This is a genomic window from Pacificispira sp. (genome assembly GCF_965228185.1).
In the GTDB taxonomy this organism is placed as follows: Bacteria; Pseudomonadota; Alphaproteobacteria; order UBA8366; family Aestuariispiraceae; genus Pacificispira.
This window is the reverse complement of sequence record NZ_CBDDHE010000003.1, coordinates 277,605-302,372: the sequence shown is the minus strand read 5'-3', so window position 1 is coordinate 302,372 and position 24,768 is coordinate 277,605. Positions and strand designations below refer to the sequence as shown.

Genomic DNA, 24,768 nt, shown 5'->3' with positions numbered 1-24,768 from the left:
TTCCGGCTTTCGCCGGAATGACGGGGGTTGTTCCGTGCCTATCCGACGCTGCCTTCCAGGGAGATACCGATCAGCTTCTGGGCTTCGACGGCGAATTCCATGGGCAGCGTCTGCATGACTTCCTTGCAGAAGCCGTTGACGATCAGGGCCACGGCCTCTTCCTCTCCGATCCCGCGCGACAGGCAATAGAACAGCTGATCCTCGCTGATCCGGCTGGTCGTCGCCTCGTGCTCCAGCTGCGCGGTCGGATTGCGGCTTTCGATATAGGGAATGGTGTGGGCGCCGCATTGATCGCCGATCAGCAGGCTGTCGCACTGGGTGAAGTTCCGCGCGCCCTCCGCATTCGGCATGACCCGGACCAGCCCGCGATAGGTCTGGTCGGCGCGGCCCGCCGAGATCCCCTTGGAGATGATGCGCGAGCGCGTGTTCTTGCCGATATGGATCATCTTGGTTCCGGTATCGGCTTCCTGGCGGTTGTTGGTGATCGCAACCGAATAGAACTCGCCCTGGGAATTGTCGCCCTGCAGGATGCAGCTGGGGTACTTCCAGGTAATCGCCGACCCGGTTTCGACCTGGGTCCAGGACACCTTGGAATTCCGTCCCCGGCAGGCGGCCCGCTTGGTGACGAAATTGTAGATTCCGCCCTTGCCGTTCTCGTCGCCCGGATACCAGTTCTGAACCGTCGAGTATTTGATCTCGGCATCGTCCAGCGTGATCAGCTCGACCACGGCGGCGTGAAGCTGGTTCTCGTCGCGCATCGGCGCGGTGCAGCCCTCCAGATAAGAGACATACGATCCCTCGTCCGCGACGATCAGCGTGCGTTCGAACTGGCCGGTATCCTGCGCGTTGATGCGGAAATAGGTCGACAATTCCATCGGGCAGCGGACGCCCTTCGGAATGTAGACAAAGCTGCCATCGGTGAAGACGGCCGAATTCAGGCAGGCATGCTTGTTGTCCGAATAGGGCACGACGGAGCCGAGATACTTCTTCACCAGGTCCGGATGCGTCTTCACTGCCTCGGAGATGGAGCAGAAAACGATGCCGTGGCTTTCCAGCTCCTTGCGGTAGGTCGTGGCGACGGACACGCTGTCGAAGACCGCGTCGACCGCGACTTTCGGCGCGCCTTCAACACCGGCCAGGACTTCCTGCTCCTTCAGCGGGATACCCAGTTTTTCATAGGTTTCCAGAAGCTTCGGGTCGACCTCGTCCAGGCTCTTCGGGCCGTCCTTCTTTTTCGGCGCGGCGTAATAGTAAAGGTCCTGATAGTCGATCTGCGGCACGTCCGGTTTCTGCCAGGCGGGTTCCGGCATGTCCTGCCACAGGCGAAAGGCCTTAAGGCGCCATTCCAGCAGCCATTCCGGCTCTTCCTTCTTCTGGGAAATCAGGCGCACGATGTCTTCGTTCAGGCCTTTCGGCGCGAAGTCCATCTCGATTTCGGTGGTGAAGCCATAGCGGTACTTCTCCGCCTCCAGCGCGCTCACCTTTTGGACTGTTTCCGTCGTCGCCATATCTTACCGTCCCGCCGACGCGGTTTCGTGCGCCGGTCTTGCCTCGAAACTTGGGATCATCGCGCTGTCCGCGATCAGATCCGCCAGGGTTACGCTGTCCAATGCCGTCTGAACCGCCGTATTGATCCGGTTCCAGCCTCCCGCCATGGGACACAAATTCTCCACCTTGCAATCGTCCGTCGACCCATCGACACAGGCCGTGAGCGCAACCGGCCCGTCCAGGGCGGCCACGATCTCGGACACGGTGACTTGCGTTGCCGGTCGTTGCAGGGCATATCCCCCCTGCGCGCCGCGTTGGGCCGTGATGACCTTGGCCTTGGCCAGGGCCTTCAGGATCTTCGCCACGGTCGGGGCCGGCAGGGTCGTGCGCTCCGCCAGTTCCGGCGCGGTCGACAGAGCATCCGGCCGCCGAGCCATGTAGCTCAACAGCACGACGCCGTAATCCGTCATCCTCGAAATCCGAAACACGTTCCGACCACCCCACGCCTTGCGCAAAGAGTACTAATTTAGTCCTCTTTGTATTTAGCGTTTATGACCGGGATAGCAAGCCCTGAATCTGGAAAGGTTCTAAGTCTATTCGGCCGCATCCGCCCCGGCGCCCAATGCGTCCTGATCGGACAAGGCGTTGGCGACGGCGATCTGATAATCCTCGGTATGCACGATCATGCCATGCGGCGTGGTCAACAGGATGCCGTAAGCCGCCGGTTCGTCGACCGACAGCGACAGATCGTGCGAGTCCAGGTTCATCGGCTGTTGATGACAGGGGCTCTTGAAGACCGAATAAGCGACACCGCGGTGGGCGCCGGAAATTGTCCGGTGCACATGCCCCGCCACAATATGCCGCACATTCCCGAACTGCCCGATCAGGTCATAGAATGCCGCGCCGTTCTTCAGCTTGATCTCATCCATCCCGGGAAAGCCGATATCATGCGGCGGGTGATGCATGAAAATCGCGACCTTCCGGTCACTGGCGGCGGCGAGTTGCGCTTCCAGCCAGGCCATCCGGCTGTCGCACAGATAGCCGCTATAGGCTTCCGGGAAGACATAGGGGGGTGCGTTCAGCGTATCGAGATAGATCATCCGCCAGTCTCCCAGGTCTTCGGCGCTCTGCACGAAGCCTTTCGGATCCAGAGGGGTGTCCGGGAAGCACTGCGCAAAAGTCTCGCGCTCATCGTGATTGCCGATCAGCAGGCGCACCGGCACATGGGATCGGTCAAGAATCTCCTTCAACCGGCCATAGGAATCCGCATCCCCGCGATTGGTCAGATCGCCGGTGCAGACGATCCTGTCGGCATTGGGATGGATGCGCAGCGCATGCTCCACCCCGGCCAGCAGCCGCTCATACGGATCCAGCCCGATGATGGTCTTGCCTTCCGGGACGATATGCAGATCGGTGAAGACGATGATCTTGGCCATGGCACCCTCCGGTCTATGCCCGCAACCTGCCCAAGAACGCCGACGAAGGCGAGTGACATATTTTTGTCGGGCAATCGACGATTTCGAACGCGGTCGGCCCAAAGAGAAAGGGCGGTGCCCGATGGCACCGCCCTTTCCCCAATTCGCCTTGTCGCGGGGCTGTTAGGCCGCGCGCAGGTTCACCGCCTTCGGTCCGCGGCGATCCGGCTCGATGTCGAATTCGACGTTCTGGCCGTCGCTCAGCGTATCCAGCCCAGAGGCCTGAACGGCGGTGATGTGGACGAAAACGTCCTTTTCGCCGCCTTCCGGCGTGATGAAGCCGAAGCCTTTGGTGGTGTTGAAGAATTTAACGGTGCCTTTGGCCATGATCTCGTAGTCCTACTCGTTCTTAGCATCGTGCCGGGGCCGGTCATCGGTCCGCCTGCACGCATTGGTGCCCGACCCGCACATGCGTGGCCGGGGCGCACGTCCCACAAAGCTTAGAGGAAGTCCGTCTCCGGTACGCAATCCAAGGCAAACCCGGAAACGCACCATAGTCATTCGTCACTCATAAACGGCTGCGGGGCCGCCACGCGCGGACCATGCTCCGTAAACATCCGTAACGCAAGGAGATTCTAGCGACAGTCGCGCAGGGAAAACGGATCGCTCAGGATTCATTAACCCAGCGCCGCAGCACGCGCGCCAGGGCGCCGGGGCGCCGGGGCGCCGGGGTCGCGTTCCAATTCGCGGGTGACGGTGTCCAGCGCCTTGTTCAGGCGGCGGTTCTGCATCGCGCCACGGGCCAGGGCACAGTCGATCTCGCGCGGGTCGACCGGTTCCGACGGGCGCGGCGGCCCTAAATCCCTGTCCCTGCCTGTATTCATTCTATCGCTTTCTACATAACCCCGAAGGCCAGCATCGCATCCGCCACTTTGACGAAGCCGCCGATATTGGCGCCTCGGACATAGTCGATACCGCCATCCTTGCCGTGCCCTTCGCCGAACTGGTGACAGGTCTGGTGGATATTCGCCATGGTAGTCTTCAAAAGGTTACGCAATTCCTTATCGGTCCAGCTGACGCGCGCGGAGTTCTGCGACATCTCCATGCCAGAGACAGCCACGCCGCCGGCATTGGCCGCTTTGGCCGGGCCGAACAGAACGCCGGCTGCCTGGAACGCCTTCTGTCCAGCATCGACGGTGGGCATGTTCGCCCCTTCCGAGACCGCCTTGACGCCGTTCTTGATCAGGGCGTTTGCGTCCTCCTCGCCGATCTCGTTCTGCGTCGCGCAGGGCAGCGCATAGTCGCATGGCACGTGCCAGGGGCGTGCCTTGGCGTGGAAGGTCGAGCCGGAGAAATGGTCGGCATACTCCGATATCCGGCCGCCATTCTTCTTCAGTTCCTTGACCCAGTCGATCTTCTCCTGGGTCATGCCGTCCGGGTCGTGCACGAATCCACCGGAATCCGACAGGGTGACCACACGCCCGCCGAGCTGATGCGCCTTTTCCGCCGCATGGGTCGCGACATTGCCGGAACCGGAAACGACGACGGTCTTGCCGTCCATGTCCAGCCCGGCGACGTCCAGCATGTTCTGCAGGAAATAGACGGCACCATAGCCCGTCGCCTCGGTCCGGATCAGCGACCCGCCATATTCCAGCCCCTTGCCGGTCAGCACGCCTTCGAACTTGTTGGTCAGGCGTTTGTACTGACCGAACATATAGCCGATTTCTTTCGCGCCGACGCCGATATCGCCGGCGGGCACATCGACATCCGGCCCGATATGCCGGAACAGTTCGGACATGAAGGCCTGACAGAAGCGCATGATCTCGGCATTCGACCGACCCTTGGGGTCGAAGTCCGACCCGCCCTTGGCACCGCCCATCGGCAGGCCGGTCAGTGAGTTCTTGAATTGCTGTTCGAAGCCCAGGAATTTCAGGACCGACAGATTGACCGACGGATGGAAGCGGCAGCCGCCCTTATAGGGTCCGATGGCGTTGTTGACCTGCACCCGGAAGCCGCGATTGACATGCACGGCCCCGTCATCGGCCTGCCAGCAAACCCGGAACATCACCGTCCTGTCCGGCTCACACATCCGTTCGAAGATCTTCAGATCCTTGTAGATCGGCTTCGTGTCCAGGAACGGAATGATGGTCTGTGCGACCTCATGCACCGCCTGTTGGAATTCCGTTTCCCCAGGATTTTTCGCCTTAAGCGCCGCCATGAAGGCGTCGATGTCCGTCGCGTGACTGCCCATGTTTTTCTCCCCCCGTTTGAGATGAACCGGCCCCACCGGAGAAAGCCTAACAATTGGGTGTTAGGGGACAAAGCAAAAAAGCCCCGCAATGCGGGGCTTGGGGGCCGTCTAATGCCTTGATTAGATAAGGATCAGGTTTCGTCCGGCACGCGAAAACGGATGCCGTCCAGGGCGTCGCTGACACGGATCTGGCAGGACAGACGCGAGGTCTTGGTCAGCCCGAAGGCGAGATCGAGCATGTCTTCCTCGTCCTCGCTGGGCGGGTCCAGACGGTCGAACCAGTCCTGATCCTCGACCACCAGATGGCAGGTCGCGCAGGCCAGCGATCCTTCACAGGCCGCTTCGATCTCGACATCGTTGTCGACGGCCGTTTCCATCACCGAAAGCCCGTTCTTGGCGTCGACGACGGTTTCACTCCCATCACGGTGAACGAAGGTGATTTTCGGCATGAAACGTCCTCTCGTGGCTGACCGGCTTGCGCTAAGACCCGCGCTATTTGGGACAAGCGCCCGGTTAAGTCAATCGGTCAGCTCGGCGGCACAAGCCGGCAAGTCCCGGCCGGGCTTGTCACGGAAACCTCCGATCGTTACCGTTTGTTTTTCAGGAGGACACCAATTTCCGGACGCCAACCGGCGAACCGAAATGTGCTGGACCCGGAAACCGAATCAACGCCATCTATCTATATCTAGTAGGCAACTCTAGATATGGTGGACATGTGGCACAAAGTGGAGGTTTTTATGCACTACGAAGAAGAAGAATAATCAAAACCAACATTCCCAGTTGCGCACATTCACCCCCACGGGCACACTCGTCTGCGGGGGTGATTTTATATGTCTTACCACTATATATCGTCACTCGTTTCCAGGATACTGCGGACGCGGTATCTTGAAATTTCGCTGATCGTCATTCTTTTGCTCATCGCAATGCTTGTCGCATTGTGGTTGGGTTGGTTGATCAACGACGTCCCCGACTATGGCGACTCCCTAAAAATTAACGCAGCCATAACCGCCGGCGTATTGGCCACAATCGGTTGGCTGATCCAATCCGCAATCTCTGTCACCAATCATCGTGCACAACATACGGTGACGACGCTCCAACAGATGCGGAATGATTCGGAGTTCAACCGCCATCGCGACACGATTTTTCGCCGCTTTCCGCCTCGCACGACGATGAGCGAGCAAGAAGCGGCGGAACTGTTCGACATCTGGCGCAGGCCGGATGCACACGCCAACGATCCCGACATAGAGCATAAGCGCGAACTGATCTCGTCCATTCGCTACCTATTGAACTACTATGATTTTATCGCATTATGCATTCGCCTAGGACATATCGATATGGAGTTGTTCGCGGATAGTCAGAGGACCGTCCTGGGACATTTCCATAGGAAAACTCAATACTTCATCGATTGCGCCAGAAACGACTCCGGGTTTGGCGGGGCCCTAAGCTGGCGTCATTTTGTTTGGTTGGTCGACAACCCCAAGTTCAACAAATCCAACCTAAGAAACTAAGTCGACTTTCCATCGCATCCGATCAAATTGGGTGTGCCGCAAACGGCTTAAGACCCGATGGCTGATTTGATCATCTCATGTGCCGCGTCGATATCCGCGCGCGTGGTGAAACGACCGAGACCGATGCGCAAGCCCGCGGCGACCTTTGCCGGGTCGTGGCCCAGCGCCTGCAGCACATGGCTTGCCGCCTGCGCGCCGGAGGAGCAGGCCGATCCGGCCGAAACCGACAATCCGTCCAGCGCCGCCAGCAGTTCCGCGCTTTCCAAGCCTGGCACGGTCAGGTTCAGATTGCCCGGTATGCGCCGGTCGGCATCGCCGTTCAGCGTCACCTGCGGCAGGTCGCGGCGCAGCCTGTCCCAAAGGTCGTCGCGCATCGCGCGAAGCCGCTCGCCTTCCGCCGCCATCTCGTTCGCGGCGATCTCGGCGGCCGCGCCGAGCCCGACACAAAGCGGCGTCGGCAGCGTTCCGGACCGGAGCCCCCTCTCCTGCCCGCCGCCATCCATCAGCGGTTCCAGCGCGACCTTCGGGTTTCGGGCACGGATATAGAGCGCACCGATGCCCTTCGGCCCATAGATCTTATGTCCCGAAATGCTCATCAGATCGATTGAGAGCGCGTCGACATCCAGCGGGATCTTGCCAAAGGCCTGGGCGCAATCGCTGTGAAACCAGGCGCCGGCGGCGCGCGCCAGCCGGCCAATTTCTTCGAGCGGCTGAATCACGCCGATTTCGTTGTTCACGGCCATAACCGACAGGACAGCAACCTTATCGTCCAGGGCCGCCTCCAGCGCCGCCAAATCGATCAGCCCATCCGGACGGACCGGCAGGTAGGTGACGTCGAACCCTTCGCGTTCCAGCCGCGCGGCACTTTCCAGGACGCATTTATGTTCGCTGGCGACGGTCACGACGCGGGTCCGTCCCTCGGTCGCGCGACGGTGACGGGCCGCCCCCTTGATTGCCAGATTGTTCGATTCCGTCGCGCCGGAGGTGAAGACGATTTCCCGAGGCTTCGCGCCGATCAGGGCCGCGACCTGTCCCCGGGCCGCATCCACCGCGGCCTCCGCGTCCCAGCCATGGCGGTGATCGGCGGAATGCGGATTGCCGAAGATCTCGCTGAAAAAGGGCATCATGCGGTCGACGACGCGCGGATCACAGGGCGTCGTCGCCTGATAGTCGAGATAGATCGGTCGGTTTGGCCGGTTGCTGGTCATCCGCAATCCTTCTTCACCCGGCGGTTTTGGCCATGGCGCCGAACCGCCCGGCCATCGCGGCATAGGCGCCGATAAAGGCGTCGACTTCCTGCGCCGTGGTACGCCACCCCATGCTGACACGGATCGACGCGCCGGATACGGCATCCGGCAGGCCCATCGCATTCAAGACGTGGCTGGTCTTGACTTTCCCGGACGAGCATGCGGACCCGGCGCTGACCGCGAATCCCGCGAGGTCCAGCGCGATCACCTGCTTTTCCGACGGCACGCCCGGAAGCGCGGCGCACATCGTATTGGCGACCCGGGGCGATCCGGCCGCAATAACGGTTGCCCCTGCCTCCGCCAGGCCCTGTTCCAGTTGCCCGCGCAATTCGGCCAGGCGCACCTGCTCACGCTCCCGGCTTTCCAGAACGCAAGCGGCCGCCGCGCCGAAGCCGGCTATGCCGGGCGTGTTCTCCGTCCCACCGCGTCGACCCCGCTCCTGGCCGCCGCCCGGCATGATCGCACGCAGGGCGACGCCGCGCCCGAGAATCAATGCCCCGACTCCCGGCGGACCGCCGATCTTATGGGCGCTGACGCTAATGGCCGTCGCACCCAATCCCTCAATATCCAAGGAAATGCGGCCTGCGGCCTGAACAGCGTCAATATGCAGCCTGCCCCCCGCGCCGCGAACGACGTCGGCGATTTCGGCGATCGGTTGGATGACGCCGGTTTCGTTGTTCACCGCCATGACCGACACGAAGTCGCCTTCTGCCACGGTCTCGCGCAGGAAATTCAGGTCCAACCGTCCCTCTGGATCGACCGGCAGCCGAATGGCAGCCGCCTGCGCATTCAGAACGCTGTCATGTTCGATCTCTGAAACCAGAACCCGGCCGGTCGGCAGGGCGCGCAAGGCCAGCATATTGGCCTCGCTGGCCCCTGACGTGAACACGACCTGCGCCGGATCCCCCGCGACCAGCGCCGCCACCCGCCCGCGCGCGGCTTCCACCGCGCCCCTGGCAGCGCGGCCGAAGGCATGGACGGAGGACGGATTCCCACCGGTCGCCAACGCAGACAGCACCGCCCGTTCCGATTCCGGCAGGATCGGACAGGTTGCGTTGTAATCCAGATAGACGGGCGTTTGCGGCATGCCGCTTTGTCTCACGGCAGGGGCGGCGGGAAAAGGTTCTATCCGTTCAATCTTCGCCGACCGCCTGCGCGATGGGTTGCTCGTTGTCCAACGCGTACCGCCCTTCACAGACATCGGCGATACTGACCTGGTCCAGAACCGCCTCGATCTTCGCCGACAGCATGGCCCAAAGCTCGTGCGTTGCGCAGCGGGTATCGCCGGGACGGCAGAGGTTAGGGGACGACGGAACGCAGCGTCCCATTCGGGTTTCATCGTCGACGGAACGCAGGATGTCGGTCACGCTGATCGCGTCGCGGGACTTGGCCAGAATATAGCCGCCGCCCGGCCCCCGGACACTGCGGACGACACCGCCACGCTTCATTTTCGAGAACAATTGTTCCAGATATGACAGGGAGATGTCCTGCCGTTCGGCGATATCGGCCAATGGCACAGGCCGGTCCGCCTTCATGGACGCAAGATCGACGATGGCCATCACCGCATAGCGTCCCTTGGTGCTCAGTTTCACGCGAATCCTCCGCCGTTCGCAGCGTCGCAAACCGCTTGCACGGCCTGGCGCACACGTCCGACCCGATCGCGTCCCCACCCATCCCTGAGCGATATCGGTCGGTCATTCCCAATCGCCAGCCGCAACCAGCGCTTTTAATGTAGAACTTACAATCGCCGTGTAAAGCGCGGCAGGGGGGTTGATTCCCTGCCGCGCTCTTACGTCGCATTTGTTGAATGTTTGGGTTACTTCTTGGCGGCCTGACGGGCGGTTTCGGCATCGTCCTCGACGGCGAAACCGAAGCTCGGACGTTTCTCCGCTTCGGCCAGACGCGATTCCAGATTGCCGATCTGGGCCTTCAGGGTTTCGACCTGCTGCATCAGGCCTTCGATCGCGCGCGCGGCCGGGTCCGGCAAATCGCCAAGCGGCGTTCCATAAGGCGAGAATGCGCCGGTAGCCCGTCCAGCCTTGCCGGTCACCGGTTTGGCAGGGATGCCGACCATGGTCGCACCTTCGGCGACATTCTTGATGACAACCGCATTGGCACCGACACGCGCGCCCTTGCCGACCGTGATCGGACCCAGAATCTGGGCGCCCGATCCGACGATAACGCCGTCGCACAAGGTCGGGTGCCGTTTGGTGCAGCGCTGACCGTCGGAGTCTTCCGCGGGGGAGACGCCGCCCAGGGTCACATCGTGATACAGCGTGACATTGTCGCCGATCTCCGCCGTCTCGCCGATCACGACACCCATGCCGTGGTCGATGAAGAAACCGTGGCCGATCGTGGCGCCGGGGTGGATTTCGATCCCCGTCGTCCAGCGCGCGAATTGTGAGACCATGCGAGCGGTCAGACGCCAATTGCGCCGCCACATCCAACTGGACGCGCGGTACAGCAGAATCGCATGGAAGGCGGGGTAACACAGCGCGACTTCGATCCGGGAGCGGGCCGCGGGATCGCGCGAAATCATCGCGTCGATGTCGGAACGTATCGTCTGGAACATGCTGGTCCGTGCCTTTCCGGCCGCCCGGTCCCATTCCCGGTGCGGCGTGGTCGCGAAGCTCCGTTTGTCAGGAATGCTTGCGCCTGCCCTCAGTCATCGACCGGGATCGGCGCCGCCTTCCTTCCCATCCTGGTTCCGCCCCCTTACCTGCGGAACCGGACTTTCCCGCACCGAAGTGCCCCCTACATATACGGCAGTCAGATTCGGCGTCAAGGAGGCCGCCGAACACTTTGCCGCGATAACGCTTGTGTCCCAAGGCCTTGACGTCTAAAGCGATGGGCCGGACTTGCAGGGGCAAACCGTCCACATTCTCACCGGGGTGATCTGATGCCGGAAGTCATTATCAACGGTCCAGAGGGACGTCTCGAAGGCCGCTATACGCACGGACAGGACGAAAACGCGCCGATCGCGCTGTTCCTGCATCCGCATCCGCAGCATGGCGGCACGATGAACAACCGTGTCGTTTACGAGATGTACCATACCTTTGCGAAGCGCGGCTTTTCCTGTCTGCGGTTCAATTTCCGTGGCGTCGGTCGCTCCCAGGGCGTCTTCTCGCGCGGCGAAGGCGAATTGTCGGATGCGGCGACGGCTTTGGACTGGCTGCAATCTTATAATGAGAACGCCCGCGATTGCTGGATCGCCGGTTTCTCCTTCGGCGCCTGGATCGGTATGCAGCTTCTGATGCGCCGTCCGGAAATCAACGGCTTCATCTCCGTCGCGCCGCCGGCGAACCTGTACGATTTCACCTTCCTGGCCCCCTGCCCGTCTTCGGGCCTGATCGTCCACGGCGATTCCGACGACATCGTGCCGCCGGAACAGGTCAACAAGCTGGTCGACAAGCTGCGCGCGCAGAAGGGCATCACCATCGATTACGATCTGATGGCCGACACCAACCATTTCTTCACCAACAAGGTCGACGACCTGAAGGAAACGGTCAGCGGCTATCTGGATCAGCGCCTGGCCGGCTGACCCCAGGCTCCCGGTTTCAGGATTTCGGGGCGAAGCGGCCGCCGGTCAGCGGCCGCGCGACCCCGGTCGTACCCGGGAAGCTGATCGGTAAACCCATCCGGCTGCGCACCGCCATGAAGGCAAAGGCCTGCGCTTCCAGAACATCGCCGTCCCATCCGGCCTTCTCCACCGGTTCCACAGGCACGCCCAGACGCTGCGCCAAGCCGGACATGAAGGTCGGATTGCGCCGTCCCCCGCCTGTCACCAGAACCTTAACCGGAGGCTTGGGCAGCAATTCGATGCCGCAGGCCACGCTCTCCACCGTGAATGCCGCCAGGGTCGCTGCACCATCCGCCAGCCCCAGATCCTTCACCGGGGCGGGGTCGAACGCGTCGCGATCCAACGATTTGGGATAGGGCTGCGCGAAATAGGGATGGTCCAGCAACGCGGCCAGGGCCGACCGGTCGACCTTGCCCGAACCGGAAATCCGGCCATCCTCGTCGAACGCGCCGGCCCCATGACCGGCGACCCAGTCATCCAGCAACGCGCTGGCGGGACCGGTGTCGAAAGCAACCGGGTCGGCAGCGGCATCCTCCAGAAAGGTGATGTTCGCCACACCGCCCAGATTCAGGACGACCAGGGGCATTACCTGAGCGCCCGCCAAGGCCCGGTGATAGACCGGCGCCAGTGGCGCGCCCTGCCCGCCGGCCGCGACATCGGCGCCGCGTAAGTCGAAGACCACATCGATCCCGACCCGTTTCGCCAGCCTACCGCCCAGCCCCAATTGCCAGGTCCAACCCAGATCGGGCCGATGGTTGATCGTCTGCCCGTGGAAACCGACGATATCGACATCGCCCGCCGACAGCCCGGCCTGTTCCAGAAGGGCCACCACCACTTCCGCATGCCGGTCGGTAATATCCCGTTCCAGCGTGTCGATAGCCGCCGTCCGTGTCTCTGCCCGCAAGACCGCGCGCAGCCGCGCCCGGAACGGCTCGTCATAGGGCCGTGCCAGACTGGCGCCGGTCGACAGAACCGCCTCCCCGTCGGTTTCGATCAGCGCCGCGTCGATCCCGTCGAAGCTCGTCCCGCTCATCAGGCCCAGCGCGGTCATCGTCCTGGCCATTCCTGCCTCCCGAATTCCATTGTACCCGACGCGATCGATGCATGCGGGGCGTCCCACGTTGCCGGGTCCGCAGGTTCATGCTATCCCGCGCCGCGTTCAACCGACAAATCAGAGTTTTGACGACCATGGAACAGCTACGTTCGGATTTCCTGAAAGCCGTCCGCGACCGCGGATTCCTGCATCAGTGCACGGATATGGACGCGCTCGACGCGCGCGCGATGGAAGGTCCGATCCCCGCCTATATCGGCTTCGACGCCACGGCGGATTCGCTGCATGCGGGTTCCCTGGTCCCGATCATGCTGCTGCGCCTGCTGCAGCGGACCGGCCACAAGCCGATCGTCCTGATGGGCGGCGGCACGACCAAGGTCGGCGATCCCAGCGGCAAGGACGAACAGCGCAAGCTGCTGACCGACGACGATATTCAGCGCAATATCGACGGCATCAAGAAGGTGTTCGAAAAATTCCTGACCTTCGGGGACGGGCCTACCGACGCCGTCATGGTGAACAATGACGATTGGCTGTCGCAGCTCGCCTACATCCCCTTCCTGCGCGACTTCGGCCGTCATTTCTCGGTCAACCGGATGCTGAAATTCGACAGCGTCGCCCTGCGCCTGGAACGGGAACAACCGCTGAGTTTCCTGGAATTCAACTACATGATCCTCCAGGCCTACGACTTTGTGGAGTTGCACAAACGCCATGGCGTCTGCCTGCAAATGGGCGGGTCCGATCAGTGGGGGAACATCGTCAACGGGGTCGAACTGGGCCGCCGGACCGACGATGCCTCGCTCTATGGTCTGACCGTGCCGCTGCTGACCACCGCGTCGGGCGCGAAGATGGGCAAGACCGCCAGCGGTGCCGTCTGGCTGAACGCCGAACGGCTGAGCGCCTACGATTACTGGCAGTACTGGCGCAACACGGAAGACGCCGATGTCGGCCGCTTCCTGCGCCTTTTCACCGACCTGCCGCTGGACGAGATCGCGGAATTGGAAAAGGCCGAAGGCGCCGCCATCAATGACGTGAAGATCCGACTTGCCAATGAAGCAACGAAGCTCTGCCACGGTGCGGAAGCGGCCGCCGCCGCAGCCGAGACCGCGCGCAAGACCTTCGAACAGGGCGGATTGGGTGACGATCTGCCGACGGTAGAGATCCCGGCATCGGAACTGGCCGGCGGGATCGGCATTCTGAATGCCCTGACACTGGTCGGCCTGACCCAGTCGAACGGCGACGCCCGCCGCCAGATCAAGGGCGGCGCAATCCGCGTCAACGACCAGAAAGTTGAACACGACGGCCTCACCCTCGGTTCGGATGCAGCCATCGACGGCGTGGTGAAACTGTCCATGGGCAAGAAGAAGCACGCGCTTCTAAAAGTCGTCTGAATTTTCGCCCAGCGTGCTCCTGCGAAAGCAGGAGTCTTCCTTCCCACCGGGTACCGTGCCGGACCATGGAAGATTCCTGCTTTCGCAGGAATACGATAATGCGGCGATCTCCATCGACCGTGCTCCTGCGCAAGCAGGAACACGGCTTTGGGTTGACTGACGGGTTATGCGAATCGCGCGACGACGGCCTCCGCCGTCAGGACTTCCGCATATTCGCCGTCCAGGATCGCCAGGGTCAGATCACGGACCGTCTGTGCATCCCAAAGCCGGCCATCGGCGCCTTTGACTGGCACCGCCGTTGTCGCGTCCGACGGCAACAGGATGCGATAGCCCAAGGCCTTCCCCGCCCGCACTGTCGCGTCCATGCTGTTGTGGATGACGACGCCCGTCAGCACGAAGCCTTCCGCGCCGAGCCCTTTCAGCACCGCGTCCAGATCCGTGCCGATAAAGGCGCAATTCTGGGTCTTCGTCACCACTGTCTCACCGGGCACCGGCGCGACCTCGCGCTTGATCGCGTTCCAGGGCCCGTGCGTGTGATAGGTCGATGTCGGGGTCGCCTCGTCGTGTTTCACATGCACCACCGGCCAGCCCTTCCCCCGCCAATGCGCCAGCAGTCGCTGAATGTCCGACAGGTAATCCGGATTGCTTTTGCCGTTCCAGACGGGCTGATCGATCGCGTCTTGGACATCGAGGATGACGAGAGGCGGCGCGTGCATGGGGGACCTTTCGGGGAAAAGCGTTGCCCCCGAACGGTACGCGTTTTGGTGGAAGGGTAAAGCATTCCAACAAGACGATTATGCTGAGACGAGAAATGCCCCCTGTCGTCATTCCGGCGAACGCCGGAATCCAGGAGCAAGACGCACAAATTATGCCCTTTTCCCTGGACCCCGGCTTCCGCCGGGGCGACGCGTGCATTGCCCTCTTACCGCAGCGCCGCGCGCAACGCCGCGTAGTCCGGCAGTCCGAAGGGCGTTGCCATCATCCGGCGCCACTCGGCATCGAACGCGGCGCGGGTTTCGTCGGACATGATCGGCCTGGCGGCCCCGGCGAGACCGGTGCTGACCTTCGATGCGGAGCCGCCTGGCGGCAGGCCGCAGGCGGCATCGCGGCGTTCGCGCACCAGGTGATCGTCGAACTGCCCGCCATGGGCCTTCATGAAGTCGAAGCCCGCCTGTTTGACGGCGACGTCGAAGGTCGGGCCACTTTCCGGCAGGTCCAGGAATCGCGCCACCTTCCGAACGGCCTTCGGCAGATCGTCTTTCAGATCCTCGAAGCACACCAGCAACACATCGTCCCGGTCCCGCTGCTCCCACCACGAGGCGGTGTGCACCCAGTATCCGTGATCGTCGCCGCGTCCCAGATAGAAGTCCCGGGCGAAGTCTTCGAATTCGATACTGCCGGTCTCGAAGAACCAGCCTTCGAAGAATTTATACAAGGACAGGCAGGCATCCGTCGGATCACGGAAGACGACGATATAGCGCCCGCCCTTCGGTATGTCGCGCCAGGGCAGATGGCTCTTGAAGGCGCGCGGTTCGAAACGCTGCGCCTCCGGATCGAGGCCTAGGTCGTGCGCCATCTCGATCCAGGGCACCGCCTCCGTTATTTCGGCGAAAGCCATGTCTCCACCGCTCCGCAGACCATGGACGATCTGTTGCATCCAGGTCGTGCCGCATTTCGAATAGGGCGAGATGAAGACATCCGTCGGTTTCGGCTGGAAGGCCAGACCCTTTCGGAATCCCTCCCCGGTGTCGAAGCCCGACAGTGCCGCCCGCATGCCGGCCAGTGTCGTGGGGCGGCCCATGGTCACAGACTCGTCGCGCTGCGCGCCGCCTGATCGTAAAGGCCGGACAGGGCGCGTAGGGTCCGGGCGGTGTCGGCGATTTCCTCCGGGTCCAATCCGCCCAGCGCCTCGAACGCGTCGACCAGGCAGGATTCCCGAACTTCACGATAGACCCTGCAGGCCTCCCGGCCGGACTCCGTCGCGGCATAGAAGGCTTCCTTGCCGCGCTTTTCGGATTCGACCAGCCCGGCCTTCAACAGTTTCTTCAGCGCATAGTTGACGGTGTGCGTGTCTTCGACATTCAGCGTGAAACAGATATCGGCCAGGCGCTTGTGCCGGTCGCGATGATTGACCGAATGCAGGACCAGAACATCCAGGGAGCCCAGATCGCCATACCCCGCCGCCGCCATGCAACGGGACACCCAGCGCTGAAAGGCGTGCCAGGCGACGATCAGACCGTATTCGTACTCGCTCAGTTCCGCCGCCTTGTCGGAGACGAGATGCGCCGAGGATACGATGCGGTTTCTGGCCATGCCGATTGCTCCTTCCCAGAATTCCCCTCACCCGGCCCTTCGGGCCACCCTCTCCCCAAGGAGAGGGGGACAAACCATTTCGTCATTCCGGCGGAAGCCGGAATCCAGGGCCGATGGCAGGTTCGTGCCTGCTCCCCTGGACCCCGGCTTCCGCCGGGGTGACGATCCAATCTAACTCCCTCTCCCTCGAGGGAGAGGGCCGGGGTGAGGGGGCCTTCCCCTACTCCGCCGCCTCGGCCTGCCCCTTGCCGAAGCCGCCGCCGCCCGGCGTTTCCAAGACGAAGACGTCGCCAGCCTGCACCGCGCGCATGTCGGTCGCCGTCATGTCCTCGCGGCTGCCGTCGGTGCGTTCGATCCAGTTCCGGCCGACCGCACCGTCCTCACCGCCCGCCATGCCGTAAGGCGGGACGATGCGGTGATTCGCCAGGATGACGACGTCCATATCCTCCAGGAATCGTACGACCCGGCGCACGCCGTCGCCGCCGCGATGCTTGCCATGGCCGCCGGAGCCGCGCCGGATCTCGAACTTCTCCAGCAGGACCGGCAGGCGCCATTCCAGGATTTCCGGATCGGTCAGGCGGCTGTTGGTCATATGGGTATGGACCGCATCCGTCCCGTCGAAATCGGGACCGGCGCCCGAACCGCCGCAGACGGTTTCGTAATACTGATACCGGTCATTGCCCCAGACGAAATTGTTCATCGTCCCCTGGGCCGCCGCCATGACGCCCAGCGCGCCATAGAGCGTGTCGGTCACGATCTGGGAGGTTTCCACATTCCCCGCGATCACCGCGCCGGGATAGCGCGCGTTCAGCATGCAATCTTCCGGCAGGATGATCTCGATCGGCTTCAGACAGCCTTCGTTCATCGGGATGTCGTCCTCGACCAGGGTGCGGAAGACATAGAGCACCGCAGCCCGGCAGACTGCCGCCGGGGCGTTGAAGTTGTTCGGGCCCTGCGGGCTGGTCCCGGTGAAGTCGACGGTGGCGCCGCGCTTCGCCTTGTCGATCGTAATCGCGACCTTGACCTTCTGGCCGTTATCCATCGGGTATTCGAAGGAGCCGTCCTTCAGGACATCGATCACCCGACGCACGGATTCCTCGGCATTGTCCTGGACGTGCCCCATATAGGCCTCGACCGTGTCCAGACCGAAATGGCCAACCATCTTGTTCAGTTCCTGGACGCCCTTCTCGTTCGCCGCCAGCTGCGCCCGCAGATCGGCGACGTTCTGATCGGGGTTGCGGGCCGGGTATTTGGCCGACGCCAGAACCTCGCGCAGGGCCTCTTCGCGATAGGTGCCCTGATCGACCAGTTTGAAATTGTCGATCAGCACGCCTTCCTCGTCGATATGCGCGGAATCCGGCGGGGCGGAGCCCGGGGTGCGCCCGCCGATATCGGAATGATGCCCGCGACTGGCGACGAAGAACAGGATGCGGCTGCCGTCCTCATGGAAGACCGGGGTCACCACGGTAACGTCCGGCAGGTGCGTACCGCCGTTATACGGGTTGTTCAGGACATAGGCGTCGCCCGGCTTGATCGTGCCTTCATTGTTGCGCACGACCGCCCGGACGCTTTCGCCCATGGAGCCCAGATGCACCGGCATATGCGGCGCATTGGCGATCAGATTGCCCTCGGAATCGAAGACCGCGCAGGAGAAGTCCAGACGCTCCTTGATGTTTACCGAATAGGCTGTGTTCTGCAGCGTGTAGCCCATCTGCTCGGCGATGGACATGAACAGGTTGTTGAACACTTCCAGCATCACCGGATCGGCCTGGGTGCCGATGGCGACCTGACGCGGCAGGGCCTCGACACGGGTCAGGACCAAGTTGCCGATGGCGGTCATTTCCGCTTCCCAGCCTGGCTCCACGACATTGGTGCCGGTGCGTTCGATCAGGATCGCCGGACCCTTCACCTTCTGCCCCGCCGACATGCGGTCGCGGTCGAAGACCGGCGTTTCGACGAAATCGCCGGCCATATAGGTGGTGACGGTCTCAACCGGATCCGGCGAGGCGGCGCGCGCCGCCAGATCGTCCGACGCCAGATCGAAAGTCCGGCCGATGCCTTCCACGGACAGGGCGGAGGCAACCAGCCCCTTCCCGCCCATCAGGAACCCGAAACGGGAGCGATAGGAGGTCTCGAACGCCTCCGCCATCTCGTCCAGCGGGCCAAAGGGCACTTCCAACGCGGTGTCCGACCCATCATATCGAATATGCACCTTGCGCAGCAGTTCGATCCGGTTGGACGGCACGTCCTGTTTGCGCAGTTCCGCATCGGCCTCTTTGGCCATATCACCCAGCTCAGTCTCCAAACGCGCCAGCAGGCCGTCGTTCAACGGCTGTTCGACCGACCGTTCGCGCATGGCGCGGATATCGGCCAGCCCCATGCCATAGGCAGACAGAACGCCCGCGAAGGGATGGATCAGCACCTTGGTCATGCCCAGCGTATCGGCGATCAGGCAGGCATGCTGCCCGCCCGCGCCGCCGAAGCATTGCAGGGCGTATTCGGTGACGTCATAGCCGCGCTGAACGGAGATTTTCTTGATCGCGTTCGCCATGTTTTCGACGGCGATCTTCAGGAAACCGTCGGCGATTTCCTCCGGCGAGCGCTTCTGACCTGTGGCGGCCTCGACCTCTTTCGCCAGTGCCTCGAATTTCTCGCGCACCGGGGCGGCGTCCAGCGCCTCGTCCTGGTTCGGGCCGAAGACGGCGGGGAAGAATTGCGGCTGCAGCTTGCCCAGCATGACGTTGCAGTCGGTGACGGCCAGCGGCCCGCCCCGACGATAGGCGGCCGGGCCGGGATTGGCACCGGCGCTTTCCGGACCGACACGGAACCGGGCGCCGTCGAATTGACAGATCGACCCGCCGCCCGCGGCCACGGTGTGGATCAGCATCATCGGCGCGCGCATCCGCACCCCGGCGACCAGGGTTTCGAAGGCGCGTTCGTACTCGCCGTCGTAATGGGCGACATCGGTCGACGTGCCGCCCATGTCGAAGGTAATGACCTTGTCGAATCCGGCCTGTTCCGCCGTCTTCACCGACCCGACAATGCCGCCCGCCGGGCCGGACAGGATCGCGTCCTTGCCCTGGAACAGCTTGGCGTCGGTCAGGCCGCCATTGGATTGCATGAATTGCAGGCGGACATCGCCCAGTTCGCCCGCGACCTGCTGCACATAGCGGCCGAGGATCGGCGACAGATAGGCATCGACCACGGTCGTGTCGCCGCGCCCGACGAATTTGATCAGCGGGCTGGTCTCATGGCTGGTGGATACCTGGGTGAAGCCGATCTCCCGCGCCAGCGCGGCCACCTTCTTCTCATGGTCCGGCACGCGATAGCCGTGCATCAGAACGATGGCAACGGCGCGGATGCCGTCGTCGTAAGCCTTCTGCAGTTTCGGACGCAAATCGTCTATATCCAGCGGCGTCAGGATCTGGTCCTTGGCGTCGACGCGCTCGACCACTTCCTCGACCCGCTCGTACAGCATTTCGGGCAGCAGGATATTTCGGTCGAACAGACGCGGACGGGCCTGATAGGCGATGCGCAACTGATCGCGGAAGCCTTCGGTAACGACCAGCAGCGTCCGGTCGCCCTTGCGCTCCAGCAGCGCGTTGGTCGCAACGGTCGTGCCCATCTTCACGGCGTCGATCTTGTCCGACGGGATCGGGTCGCCCGGCTTCAGGCCCAGCAGATCGCGGATGCCTTGAACGGCCGCATCCTTATAGGCCTCGGGATTCTCGGACAGCAGCTTATGGGTGGTCAGCGCCCCACCCGGTGCGCGCGCGACGACATCGGTGAAGGTGCCGCCCCGGTCGATCCAGAACTGCCATCCCTCTTTGCGCGGTTCCGCTTCGCGTGACGCCGTCATGCCGATATCCTCCGTTGCGTTGGAAGATTATCAAAGACAATTTATCGATAAATTGTCAACGATGATTGGTCGAAAATATATTCCCTCGATGCCGTAACAGGTCTCGTGAATGGCGGGACAAGCGATAGGACGCCGCCAGACGGCGCTGTCAAAACACCAGCCGCAGCGCCACTACGGCGGCGGTGCCGACGATGACCGCGACGATGATCGGCAGGCGCCAGGCGGCGAACAGCGTGACGGCGGCGGCGACCGTCTCTGCCGGACCCGTCGCCAGCGCGGTGGGAACGACCAAAGCCGTCAGCACCGCGACCGGCATCGCCTCCATCGCCGCCGCCGCACGCCCGGTCACGGTGACATAACGGACCAGCAGATAGCCGCCGAACCGCATCGCCAGGGTAACCGCGGCCATGCCCAGAATGGCGGTAAGGTGGATCGGGTCGAAGCTCATGTCCGCGCCTCCAGCTTGGCGTCGCAACTCTCGTCGCGCCCCGACCCCGGGGACCAGAAGGCGGCGGCGGCCAGCATGCCGGAAACCGCGCCGATGAAGATGTACCAATGGCCCGGCAGCAATTGCTGCGCCGCCAGCCCGGCCACCGCCGACGCGCCGACCGCGACCAGCGAGATCCGGCCCTGCCACATGCCCCGGATCAGGCACAGGAACATGGCGACGAACATGAAATCCGCGCCATAGCGCGCCGGGTCGTCGATCAACCCGCCGACCAGCGCCCCGACCAGGCACCAGAACGGCCAGTTCAGATAGAACAGCCCGGTCAGTCCCAGCACATAGCCCGGCGTCAGCGCCGCCGTCTGCGACCGCTTCAGTGCGATCGCCCAGGTCTCGTCGGAATGAATGCCGACGAACCACAGCCGCGCCGGCCAGGACAGGCCCGTCACATGCGGCCGCAACGCCGCCCCCATCAGGAAATAGCGCGCATTGGCCAGCCCTGTCGCCAACACGACGGCCAGGACCGGAACCGGCGTCGCCCAGACATCGATCGATACGAACTGCGCCCCGCCGGCATAGACCGTCGCGCACATCAAAACGATCTCCGCCGGGCTTAACCCTTTCTGGGACGCCAGCGTGCCGAACAGCAGCGCAAACGGCATCACCCCCGCCAGCAACGGCAGAATATCCAAAAAACCGCGCCGAAACTCAGCCCAGAACATCGAACGCTCCCAATCGTCAAAATCTCGTCAGGACGACAGATATGCGGCAGGGGCGACCGAAATGATTGTAGGAAATTGCGGGTTACGCAGACCGGCGACTGCGGCGCCTCCATTCGGTATGCCGACAATGGGAATTTTGCTGCAGGCCACGCAGAAACGGTGCTTACTTCAATCGCGTTGGCGTCTTCGATCCTTGAGGAGGAATCGCGATGAAGATGTCTGTTTCCATGCCAATCTTACTTGCCGTCGCCTGCAACCTTGCCAGTTCCTCCGTTGCCCCGGCCTATACCGTAAAGTTCAGCGTGGGGTGCGAGGCCGTCCTACACGAGGACGCAAACGAACATTATAGAGAATACAACAAGTGGTGGCTGATGGGCTATTTCACCGGACGGAACTATGCGGACGACGCGGAAGTCGGAAACGGCGCAGATGACGATCAAATCTATGCAATCGCCCTGCGATATTGCCATGACGACCCGTCCAAAGACTGGGACGATGCCGCCCTTCACACCTATGATCGCATGCGCTAAGCCAACCGGTGCCAGTTAGAGTTCAGGCTGCGCCGTTCGAAACGGAAACAGCGCCCGCAAGCGTGCGTCGCGCAGCCAGAGCCCGCCCCACATGAACAGTGCCAGATAGACACTGAACAGGGTGTGACTGAACATCGGCATGTCGGCGCGCAGATTGGTCGCGATCGCTCCGCCGAGCAAACCGGTCATCAGGACGGCCCCGAACACGGCGGTACGCGGCACGAGATAGACGACAAGGCAAGCGAGCTCGATGATCCCGATCAACAGCGTGTAACCGGGATTCCATCCGAGGCCGGCCAGAGTGTCGCCCGCGACATCCATACCTGCCAGTTTCGGTGTAACCGACGCCCCGGCAATGAACAGTGCAAACAGGCCCGTCAGGCCCCAGCCGATCCGGCGTTTCAATGTATCGCTCATTGTGCTGTTCCTACTTCCTCTTGTCTTCGGCCAGGGTGTGAGCCACCAGCGCGTTGGCGTGGCCATGACCAAGACCGTGCTCATCCTTCAGCCAACCGACCAATTCCATATGTTTCGCGTCCGGCCGTGTTCGGATCAGTGCCTTCCATTCCGCAATCGGCTTACCGTATTTCTTTTCGATGGATGGGAAGTAGGACGCCGGCCCCTTCACCGGCGCCAGTTTTGCAGCGGTAGTCTTCTCAGTCATTGATGCCCCCAAACAAAAATGCATGCTTAACGCATGCACTCACAAGAATATTCAACCCGTACGATTAATATAGTTTTTTCTTTTGAAAATAGAAAGTGAAAAAGTCGCCACCGAATGGTCGGTAGTCAGATCACAGGAATGCGCCGCGGTACTTCGCCGGGGTCACCCCCGTCACCGCCTTGAAATTGCGGGTCAGGTGGGCCTGGTCGTAGAAACCGCAGGCGGCGGCGGTTTGGGCGGGGGGCGTGCCGGCGGCCATCAATTGCTTCGCCCGGGCGACGCGGCGGTTCATGATCCAGGCATGGGGCGTGATGCCCAATTCGCGGCGGAAGGCGCGGATCAATTGAAAGCGGCTGAAACCGACCAGACCGGCCAGTTCGTCCAGATCCAACTCCTCCTCCAGCCGGTCCTCGGCATAGTCGCAGACCGTGGCGATGGCGCGGACTTCCCTGCCGACCTGGATCGGCGGCAGGTTGGTGTCCGAATGCCGTTCGATCAGCAGGGCGGCGGCTTCCAGAAAGTCGGAATCGCGCTTCAGATTGGTCTCGGCATATTCCATCGACAGATGCGCGCGGGCCAGCAGGGCATAGACATCCGGATCCTTCACCAGGCCCTGGCGGAAATAGACCCGGTCGACGGTCTTGCCCGTCACCTCGGTCGCGATTCGCGCCATCAAGGCCTCGGTCGGATAGAACATGCGGTATTGATAGCCGTCCTCCCCCGGGCAGCCGTCATGCAGTTCCCCCGGATTGACCAAGCCCATATCCCCGGCCCCGGCGGCATAATGGACGCCCTTCAGCGTATAGCGCTCAATCCCGTCCAGTATGACGCCCATGGCATAGGTTTCATGGATATGCGGGCAATAGACATGGTTCAGAAACCGGGCATGCAGGCATTCCAGATCGTCCCAGCGCGGGTCGCGCCAGAAGCACACATGGTCCTGCCGGCTCAACGAATGCCGGTTGACCGCCTGTTCCTGAGTGATGGCGTTCATGATTCCCCCAATGTAGGCGGTCCGGCCGACGCCCGCTTGTACAAAATTGCGGATACCGATCGGAAACCAGAATAACGTTGACAATTTATCGATATATTGTGAACGTTATGTCGCCTTCGTGAAATTCGGACCCAAGATCCGAGGCAGCGGAGGGCAGTGGCGGAAATTGCGGCACTCGCCTAGACTGGCGATCGAAGCCCGCAACCAAAAGGGACGATCGGGCTCCGTTCCCGGCCGAATGGGCGGCCGGCGGCGGTGTGCGACAAGAACAGGGAATACGATACAATGAGCAAGATCACCAAATTCCTGGCCGCGGCGACGCTGGCCATTACCCCCGCCGCGTTCGGCGGCGCCGCCCAGGCGGACAGCATCAACTGGGATATGGCGAACGAATATAACGACACGTCGATCCACGCCGAAGGCGACAAGGTCTTCTCCGAGACGCTGTCGAAGCTGACCGATGGCGGGATCACGATCACGCACCATTTCGGCGGCTCCATCGGCTTCAAGTCGAAGGACCAGTTGGACGCGGTGGGCGATGGCGCGCTACCGATCGCCGATACCTATGTCGGCCCGCTGGGCGGCATTGACCCGATGTTCCTGCTGCCGTCGCTGCCCTTCCTGGCGAAGACGCCGGCCGACGCCCGCAAGCTGTTCAACGCGGCCCGGGACGAGTATGACGCGATCTTCGCCGCCAATAATCAGAAGCTGCTGTGGGCGTCGCCCTGGCCGCCGTCGGGCATCTGGGCCAATAAGCCGGTCGACAGCCTGGATGCGCTGGCCGGTCTGAAAATCCGCACCTATGACGCCAATGGCACGATCACGCTGCAGGAAGCCGGCGGCGCGCCGATCCAGCTGAGCTGGGCCGACGTCGTCCCGCAGCTCTCCACCGGCGGCATCGAAGCCGTCCTGACCTCCGCCGAGGGCGGCACCAACGCCAAGTTCTGGGAACAGCTGAGCCACTTCACCGAAGTGAACTACGCCATGCCCCTGAATATGGTGCATATCAATCTGGACGTCTGGAACGACCTGTCCGACGACCAGAAGGCCGCCGTGACCGAAGCCGCGAAAGCCGCCGAGGATTATGTCTGGGCCGCGGTCGAAAAGCGCGTGTCGGAAAACTATGCCACGATGACGGAAAACGGCCTGACGGTCGTGACCGGCGTCGACGGCGGCTATCTGGACGCCCTGAACGAAGCCGGTGCCAAGGCCCGCGCCGAGTGGCTGGAAAAGACCGGTGCCAAGGGTCAGGCGATCCTGGACGCGTATATGAAGTAAGCGTCCGGATTTCCGGATAGACATCGATCCTAGTA

25 protein-coding genes and 1 pseudogene are annotated in these 24,768 nt (G+C 62.4%); 5 read left to right on the top strand and 21 right to left on the bottom strand.

The features are described 5' to 3' along the window. Positions 1-38 precede the first annotated feature (38 nt). The 7 genes and pseudogenes from sufB to ACO06O_RS05045 form a co-directional block, all read right to left on the bottom strand. Positions 39-1,508 (bottom strand): Fe-S cluster assembly protein SufB, encoded by a 1,470-nt coding sequence (gene sufB, locus ACO06O_RS05075; RefSeq protein ID WP_421876956.1) that lies wholly within the window; start codon positions 1,506-1,508, stop codon positions 39-41. Between the two features lie 3 nt (positions 1,509-1,511). Continuing rightward, a complete protein-coding gene (locus tag ACO06O_RS05070; RefSeq protein ID WP_420417513.1) occupies positions 1,512-1,976 on the bottom strand; it encodes an SUF system Fe-S cluster assembly regulator in 465 nt (154 codons plus the stop codon). A 357-nt stretch (positions 1,977-2,333) separates the two neighbouring features. Continuing rightward, positions 2,334-2,924: pseudogene (locus ACO06O_RS05065) on the bottom strand (phosphodiesterase); the annotation flags it as partial. Between the two features lie 162 nt (positions 2,925-3,086). Next, positions 3,087-3,290 carry a cold-shock protein gene (locus ACO06O_RS05060; protein WP_420417516.1) on the bottom strand — a complete coding sequence of 68 codons (204 nt, stop codon included), beginning with the start codon at positions 3,288-3,290 and terminating at the stop codon, positions 3,087-3,089. 290 nt (positions 3,291-3,580) lie between these two features. Next, entirely contained in the window at positions 3,581-3,787 is a 207-nt protein-coding gene (locus ACO06O_RS05055; RefSeq protein WP_421876953.1) for a hypothetical protein, read from the bottom strand. 11 nt (positions 3,788-3,798) lie between these two features. After that, positions 3,799-5,154 carry an NADP-specific glutamate dehydrogenase gene (gene gdhA / locus ACO06O_RS05050; RefSeq protein WP_421876950.1) on the bottom strand — a complete coding sequence of 452 codons (1,356 nt, stop codon included), beginning with the start codon at positions 5,152-5,154 and terminating at the stop codon, positions 3,799-3,801. A 131-nt stretch (positions 5,155-5,285) separates the two neighbouring features. Further along, positions 5,286-5,603 (bottom strand): ferredoxin family 2Fe-2S iron-sulfur cluster binding protein, encoded by a 318-nt coding sequence (locus ACO06O_RS05045; RefSeq protein WP_420417519.1) that lies wholly within the window; start codon positions 5,601-5,603, stop codon positions 5,286-5,288. Positions 5,604-5,984: 381 nt separating this feature from the next. Here ACO06O_RS05045 and ACO06O_RS05040 point away from each other — a divergent pair, with 381 nt between their 5' ends. Then, positions 5,985-6,662, top strand: coding sequence for a DUF4760 domain-containing protein (locus ACO06O_RS05040; RefSeq protein WP_421876948.1), 678 nt, complete (start codon positions 5,985-5,987; stop codon positions 6,660-6,662). A 47-nt stretch (positions 6,663-6,709) separates the two neighbouring features. On the opposite strand, the gene ACO06O_RS05035 is transcribed toward ACO06O_RS05040, so the two are convergent. From ACO06O_RS05035 to cysE, 4 genes are all read right to left on the bottom strand, one after another. Next, positions 6,710-7,870, bottom strand: coding sequence for a cysteine desulfurase family protein (locus tag ACO06O_RS05035; protein ID WP_421876946.1), 1,161 nt, complete (start codon positions 7,868-7,870; stop codon positions 6,710-6,712). Between the two features lie 13 nt (positions 7,871-7,883). After that, the gene (locus tag ACO06O_RS05030) at positions 7,884-8,996 is read right to left on the bottom strand and encodes a cysteine desulfurase family protein (protein WP_421876944.1); all 1,113 of its coding nucleotides are present in this window, start codon (positions 8,994-8,996) and stop codon (positions 7,884-7,886) included. A gap of 46 nt (positions 8,997-9,042) precedes the next feature. After that, positions 9,043-9,501 (bottom strand): Rrf2 family transcriptional regulator, encoded by a 459-nt coding sequence (locus tag ACO06O_RS05025; protein WP_421876942.1) that lies wholly within the window; start codon positions 9,499-9,501, stop codon positions 9,043-9,045. A 224-nt stretch (positions 9,502-9,725) separates the two neighbouring features. Then, positions 9,726-10,556 (bottom strand): serine O-acetyltransferase, encoded by an 831-nt coding sequence (gene cysE / locus ACO06O_RS05020; RefSeq protein WP_421878135.1) that lies wholly within the window; start codon positions 10,554-10,556, stop codon positions 9,726-9,728. A 252-nt stretch (positions 10,557-10,808) separates the two neighbouring features. Here cysE and ACO06O_RS05015 point away from each other — a divergent pair, with 252 nt between their 5' ends. Further along, positions 10,809-11,450: an alpha/beta hydrolase gene (locus tag ACO06O_RS05015; RefSeq protein WP_421876940.1), complete on the top strand. Its 642-nt coding sequence runs from the start codon at positions 10,809-10,811 to the stop codon at positions 11,448-11,450. A gap of 16 nt (positions 11,451-11,466) precedes the next feature. On the opposite strand, the gene ACO06O_RS05010 is transcribed toward ACO06O_RS05015, so the two are convergent. After that, the gene (locus tag ACO06O_RS05010; RefSeq protein ID WP_421876938.1) at positions 11,467-12,552 is read right to left on the bottom strand and encodes an anhydro-N-acetylmuramic acid kinase; all 1,086 of its coding nucleotides are present in this window, start codon (positions 12,550-12,552) and stop codon (positions 11,467-11,469) included. Between the two features lie 125 nt (positions 12,553-12,677). Here ACO06O_RS05010 and tyrS point away from each other — a divergent pair, with 125 nt between their 5' ends. Then, entirely contained in the window at positions 12,678-13,928 is a 1,251-nt protein-coding gene (tyrS, locus tag ACO06O_RS05005; protein WP_421876936.1) for a tyrosine--tRNA ligase, read from the top strand. 164 nt (positions 13,929-14,092) lie between these two features. On the opposite strand, the gene ACO06O_RS05000 is transcribed toward tyrS, so the two are convergent. From ACO06O_RS05000 to ACO06O_RS04975, 6 genes are all read right to left on the bottom strand, one after another. Further along, complete coding sequence (locus tag ACO06O_RS05000; RefSeq protein WP_421876933.1) at positions 14,093-14,644, bottom strand: isochorismatase family protein; 552 nt, start codon at positions 14,642-14,644, stop codon at positions 14,093-14,095. A gap of 206 nt (positions 14,645-14,850) precedes the next feature. Next, positions 14,851-15,729, bottom strand: coding sequence for a sulfotransferase domain-containing protein (locus ACO06O_RS04995; protein ID WP_421876931.1), 879 nt, complete (start codon positions 15,727-15,729; stop codon positions 14,851-14,853). A 2-nt stretch (positions 15,730-15,731) separates the two neighbouring features. Beyond that, positions 15,732-16,241: a winged helix DNA-binding protein gene (locus ACO06O_RS04990; protein ID WP_420417529.1), complete on the bottom strand. Its 510-nt coding sequence runs from the start codon at positions 16,239-16,241 to the stop codon at positions 15,732-15,734. A 220-nt stretch (positions 16,242-16,461) separates the two neighbouring features. After that, positions 16,462-20,100, bottom strand: coding sequence for a hydantoinase B/oxoprolinase family protein (locus ACO06O_RS04985; RefSeq protein ID WP_421876929.1), 3,639 nt, complete (start codon positions 20,098-20,100; stop codon positions 16,462-16,464). 148 nt (positions 20,101-20,248) lie between these two features. Then, a complete protein-coding gene (locus ACO06O_RS04980; RefSeq protein ID WP_421876927.1) occupies positions 20,249-20,548 on the bottom strand; it encodes an AzlD family protein in 300 nt (99 codons plus the stop codon). Further along, a complete protein-coding gene (locus tag ACO06O_RS04975; RefSeq protein ID WP_421876925.1) occupies positions 20,545-21,267 on the bottom strand; it encodes an AzlC family ABC transporter permease in 723 nt (240 codons plus the stop codon). The genes ACO06O_RS04980 and ACO06O_RS04975 overlap by 4 nt, the downstream gene beginning before the upstream one ends. A gap of 227 nt (positions 21,268-21,494) precedes the next feature. Between ACO06O_RS04975 and ACO06O_RS04970 the strand changes: the two genes are divergently transcribed. Next, a complete protein-coding gene (locus ACO06O_RS04970) occupies positions 21,495-21,797 on the top strand; it encodes a hypothetical protein (protein WP_421876923.1) in 303 nt (100 codons plus the stop codon). 15 nt (positions 21,798-21,812) lie between these two features. On the opposite strand, the gene ACO06O_RS04965 is transcribed toward ACO06O_RS04970, so the two are convergent. The 3 genes from ACO06O_RS04965 to ACO06O_RS04955 all read right to left on the bottom strand — a co-directional run bounded on the left by ACO06O_RS04965 (position 21,813) and on the right by ACO06O_RS04955 (position 23,455). After that, the gene (locus ACO06O_RS04965) at positions 21,813-22,214 is read right to left on the bottom strand and encodes a DoxX family protein (protein ID WP_421876921.1); all 402 of its coding nucleotides are present in this window, start codon (positions 22,212-22,214) and stop codon (positions 21,813-21,815) included. 10 nt (positions 22,215-22,224) lie between these two features. Continuing rightward, positions 22,225-22,461, bottom strand: a complete 237-nt coding sequence (locus ACO06O_RS04960; RefSeq protein ID WP_421876919.1) for a DUF4287 domain-containing protein — start codon at positions 22,459-22,461, stop codon at positions 22,225-22,227. Between the two features lie 130 nt (positions 22,462-22,591). Continuing rightward, positions 22,592-23,455 carry an AraC family transcriptional regulator gene (locus tag ACO06O_RS04955; RefSeq protein ID WP_421876917.1) on the bottom strand — a complete coding sequence of 288 codons (864 nt, stop codon included), beginning with the start codon at positions 23,453-23,455 and terminating at the stop codon, positions 22,592-22,594. A 285-nt stretch (positions 23,456-23,740) separates the two neighbouring features. Here ACO06O_RS04955 and ACO06O_RS04950 point away from each other — a divergent pair, with 285 nt between their 5' ends. Further along, entirely contained in the window at positions 23,741-24,733 is a 993-nt protein-coding gene (locus ACO06O_RS04950) for a TRAP transporter substrate-binding protein (RefSeq protein WP_421876915.1), read from the top strand. Positions 24,734-24,768: the final 35 nt, after the last annotated feature.

Excerpts from the sequence above, each read along its gene's own strand:
- sufB (WP_421876956.1), bottom strand. The coding sequence starts at position 1,508 with ATGGCGACGACGGAAACAGTCCAAAAGGTGAGCGCGCTGGAGGCGGAG.
- ACO06O_RS05060 (WP_420417516.1), bottom strand. The coding sequence starts at position 3,290 with ATGGCCAAAGGCACCGTTAAATTCTTCAACACCACCAAAGGCTTCGGC.
- ACO06O_RS05055 (WP_421876953.1), bottom strand. The coding sequence starts at position 3,787 with ATGAATACAGGCAGGGACAGGGATTTAGGGCCGCCGCGCCCGTCGGAA.
- gdhA (WP_421876950.1), bottom strand. The coding sequence starts at position 5,154 with ATGGGCAGTCACGCGACGGACATCGACGCCTTCATGGCGGCGCTTAAG.
- ACO06O_RS05045 (WP_420417519.1), bottom strand. The coding sequence starts at position 5,603 with ATGCCGAAAATCACCTTCGTTCACCGTGATGGGAGTGAAACCGTCGTC.
- ACO06O_RS05040 (WP_421876948.1), top strand. The coding sequence starts at position 5,985 with ATGTCTTACCACTATATATCGTCACTCGTTTCCAGGATACTGCGGACG.
- ACO06O_RS05035 (WP_421876946.1), bottom strand. The coding sequence starts at position 7,870 with ATGACCAGCAACCGGCCAAACCGACCGATCTATCTCGACTATCAGGCG.
- ACO06O_RS05030 (WP_421876944.1), bottom strand. The coding sequence starts at position 8,996 with ATGCCGCAAACGCCCGTCTATCTGGATTACAACGCAACCTGTCCGATC.
- ACO06O_RS05015 (WP_421876940.1), top strand. The coding sequence starts at position 10,809 with ATGCCGGAAGTCATTATCAACGGTCCAGAGGGACGTCTCGAAGGCCGC.
- ACO06O_RS05010 (WP_421876938.1), bottom strand. The coding sequence starts at position 12,552 with ATGGCCAGGACGATGACCGCGCTGGGCCTGATGAGCGGGACGAGCTTC.
- tyrS (WP_421876936.1), top strand. The coding sequence starts at position 12,678 with ATGGAACAGCTACGTTCGGATTTCCTGAAAGCCGTCCGCGACCGCGGA.
- ACO06O_RS05000 (WP_421876933.1), bottom strand. The coding sequence starts at position 14,644 with ATGCACGCGCCGCCTCTCGTCATCCTCGATGTCCAAGACGCGATCGAT.
- ACO06O_RS04995 (WP_421876931.1), bottom strand. The coding sequence starts at position 15,729 with ATGGGCCGCCCCACGACACTGGCCGGCATGCGGGCGGCACTGTCGGGC.
- ACO06O_RS04990 (WP_420417529.1), bottom strand. The coding sequence starts at position 16,241 with ATGGCCAGAAACCGCATCGTATCCTCGGCGCATCTCGTCTCCGACAAG.
- ACO06O_RS04985 (WP_421876929.1), bottom strand. The coding sequence starts at position 20,100 with ATGACGGCGTCACGCGAAGCGGAACCGCGCAAAGAGGGATGGCAGTTC.
- ACO06O_RS04980 (WP_421876927.1), bottom strand. The coding sequence starts at position 20,548 with ATGAGCTTCGACCCGATCCACCTTACCGCCATTCTGGGCATGGCCGCG.
- ACO06O_RS04975 (WP_421876925.1), bottom strand. The coding sequence starts at position 21,267 with ATGTTCTGGGCTGAGTTTCGGCGCGGTTTTTTGGATATTCTGCCGTTG.
- ACO06O_RS04970 (WP_421876923.1), top strand. The coding sequence starts at position 21,495 with ATGCCAATCTTACTTGCCGTCGCCTGCAACCTTGCCAGTTCCTCCGTT.
- ACO06O_RS04965 (WP_421876921.1), bottom strand. The coding sequence starts at position 22,214 with ATGAGCGATACATTGAAACGCCGGATCGGCTGGGGCCTGACGGGCCTG.
- ACO06O_RS04960 (WP_421876919.1), bottom strand. The coding sequence starts at position 22,461 with ATGACTGAGAAGACTACCGCTGCAAAACTGGCGCCGGTGAAGGGGCCG.
- ACO06O_RS04955 (WP_421876917.1), bottom strand. The coding sequence starts at position 23,455 with ATGAACGCCATCACTCAGGAACAGGCGGTCAACCGGCATTCGTTGAGC.
- ACO06O_RS04950 (WP_421876915.1), top strand. The coding sequence starts at position 23,741 with ATGAGCAAGATCACCAAATTCCTGGCCGCGGCGACGCTGGCCATTACC.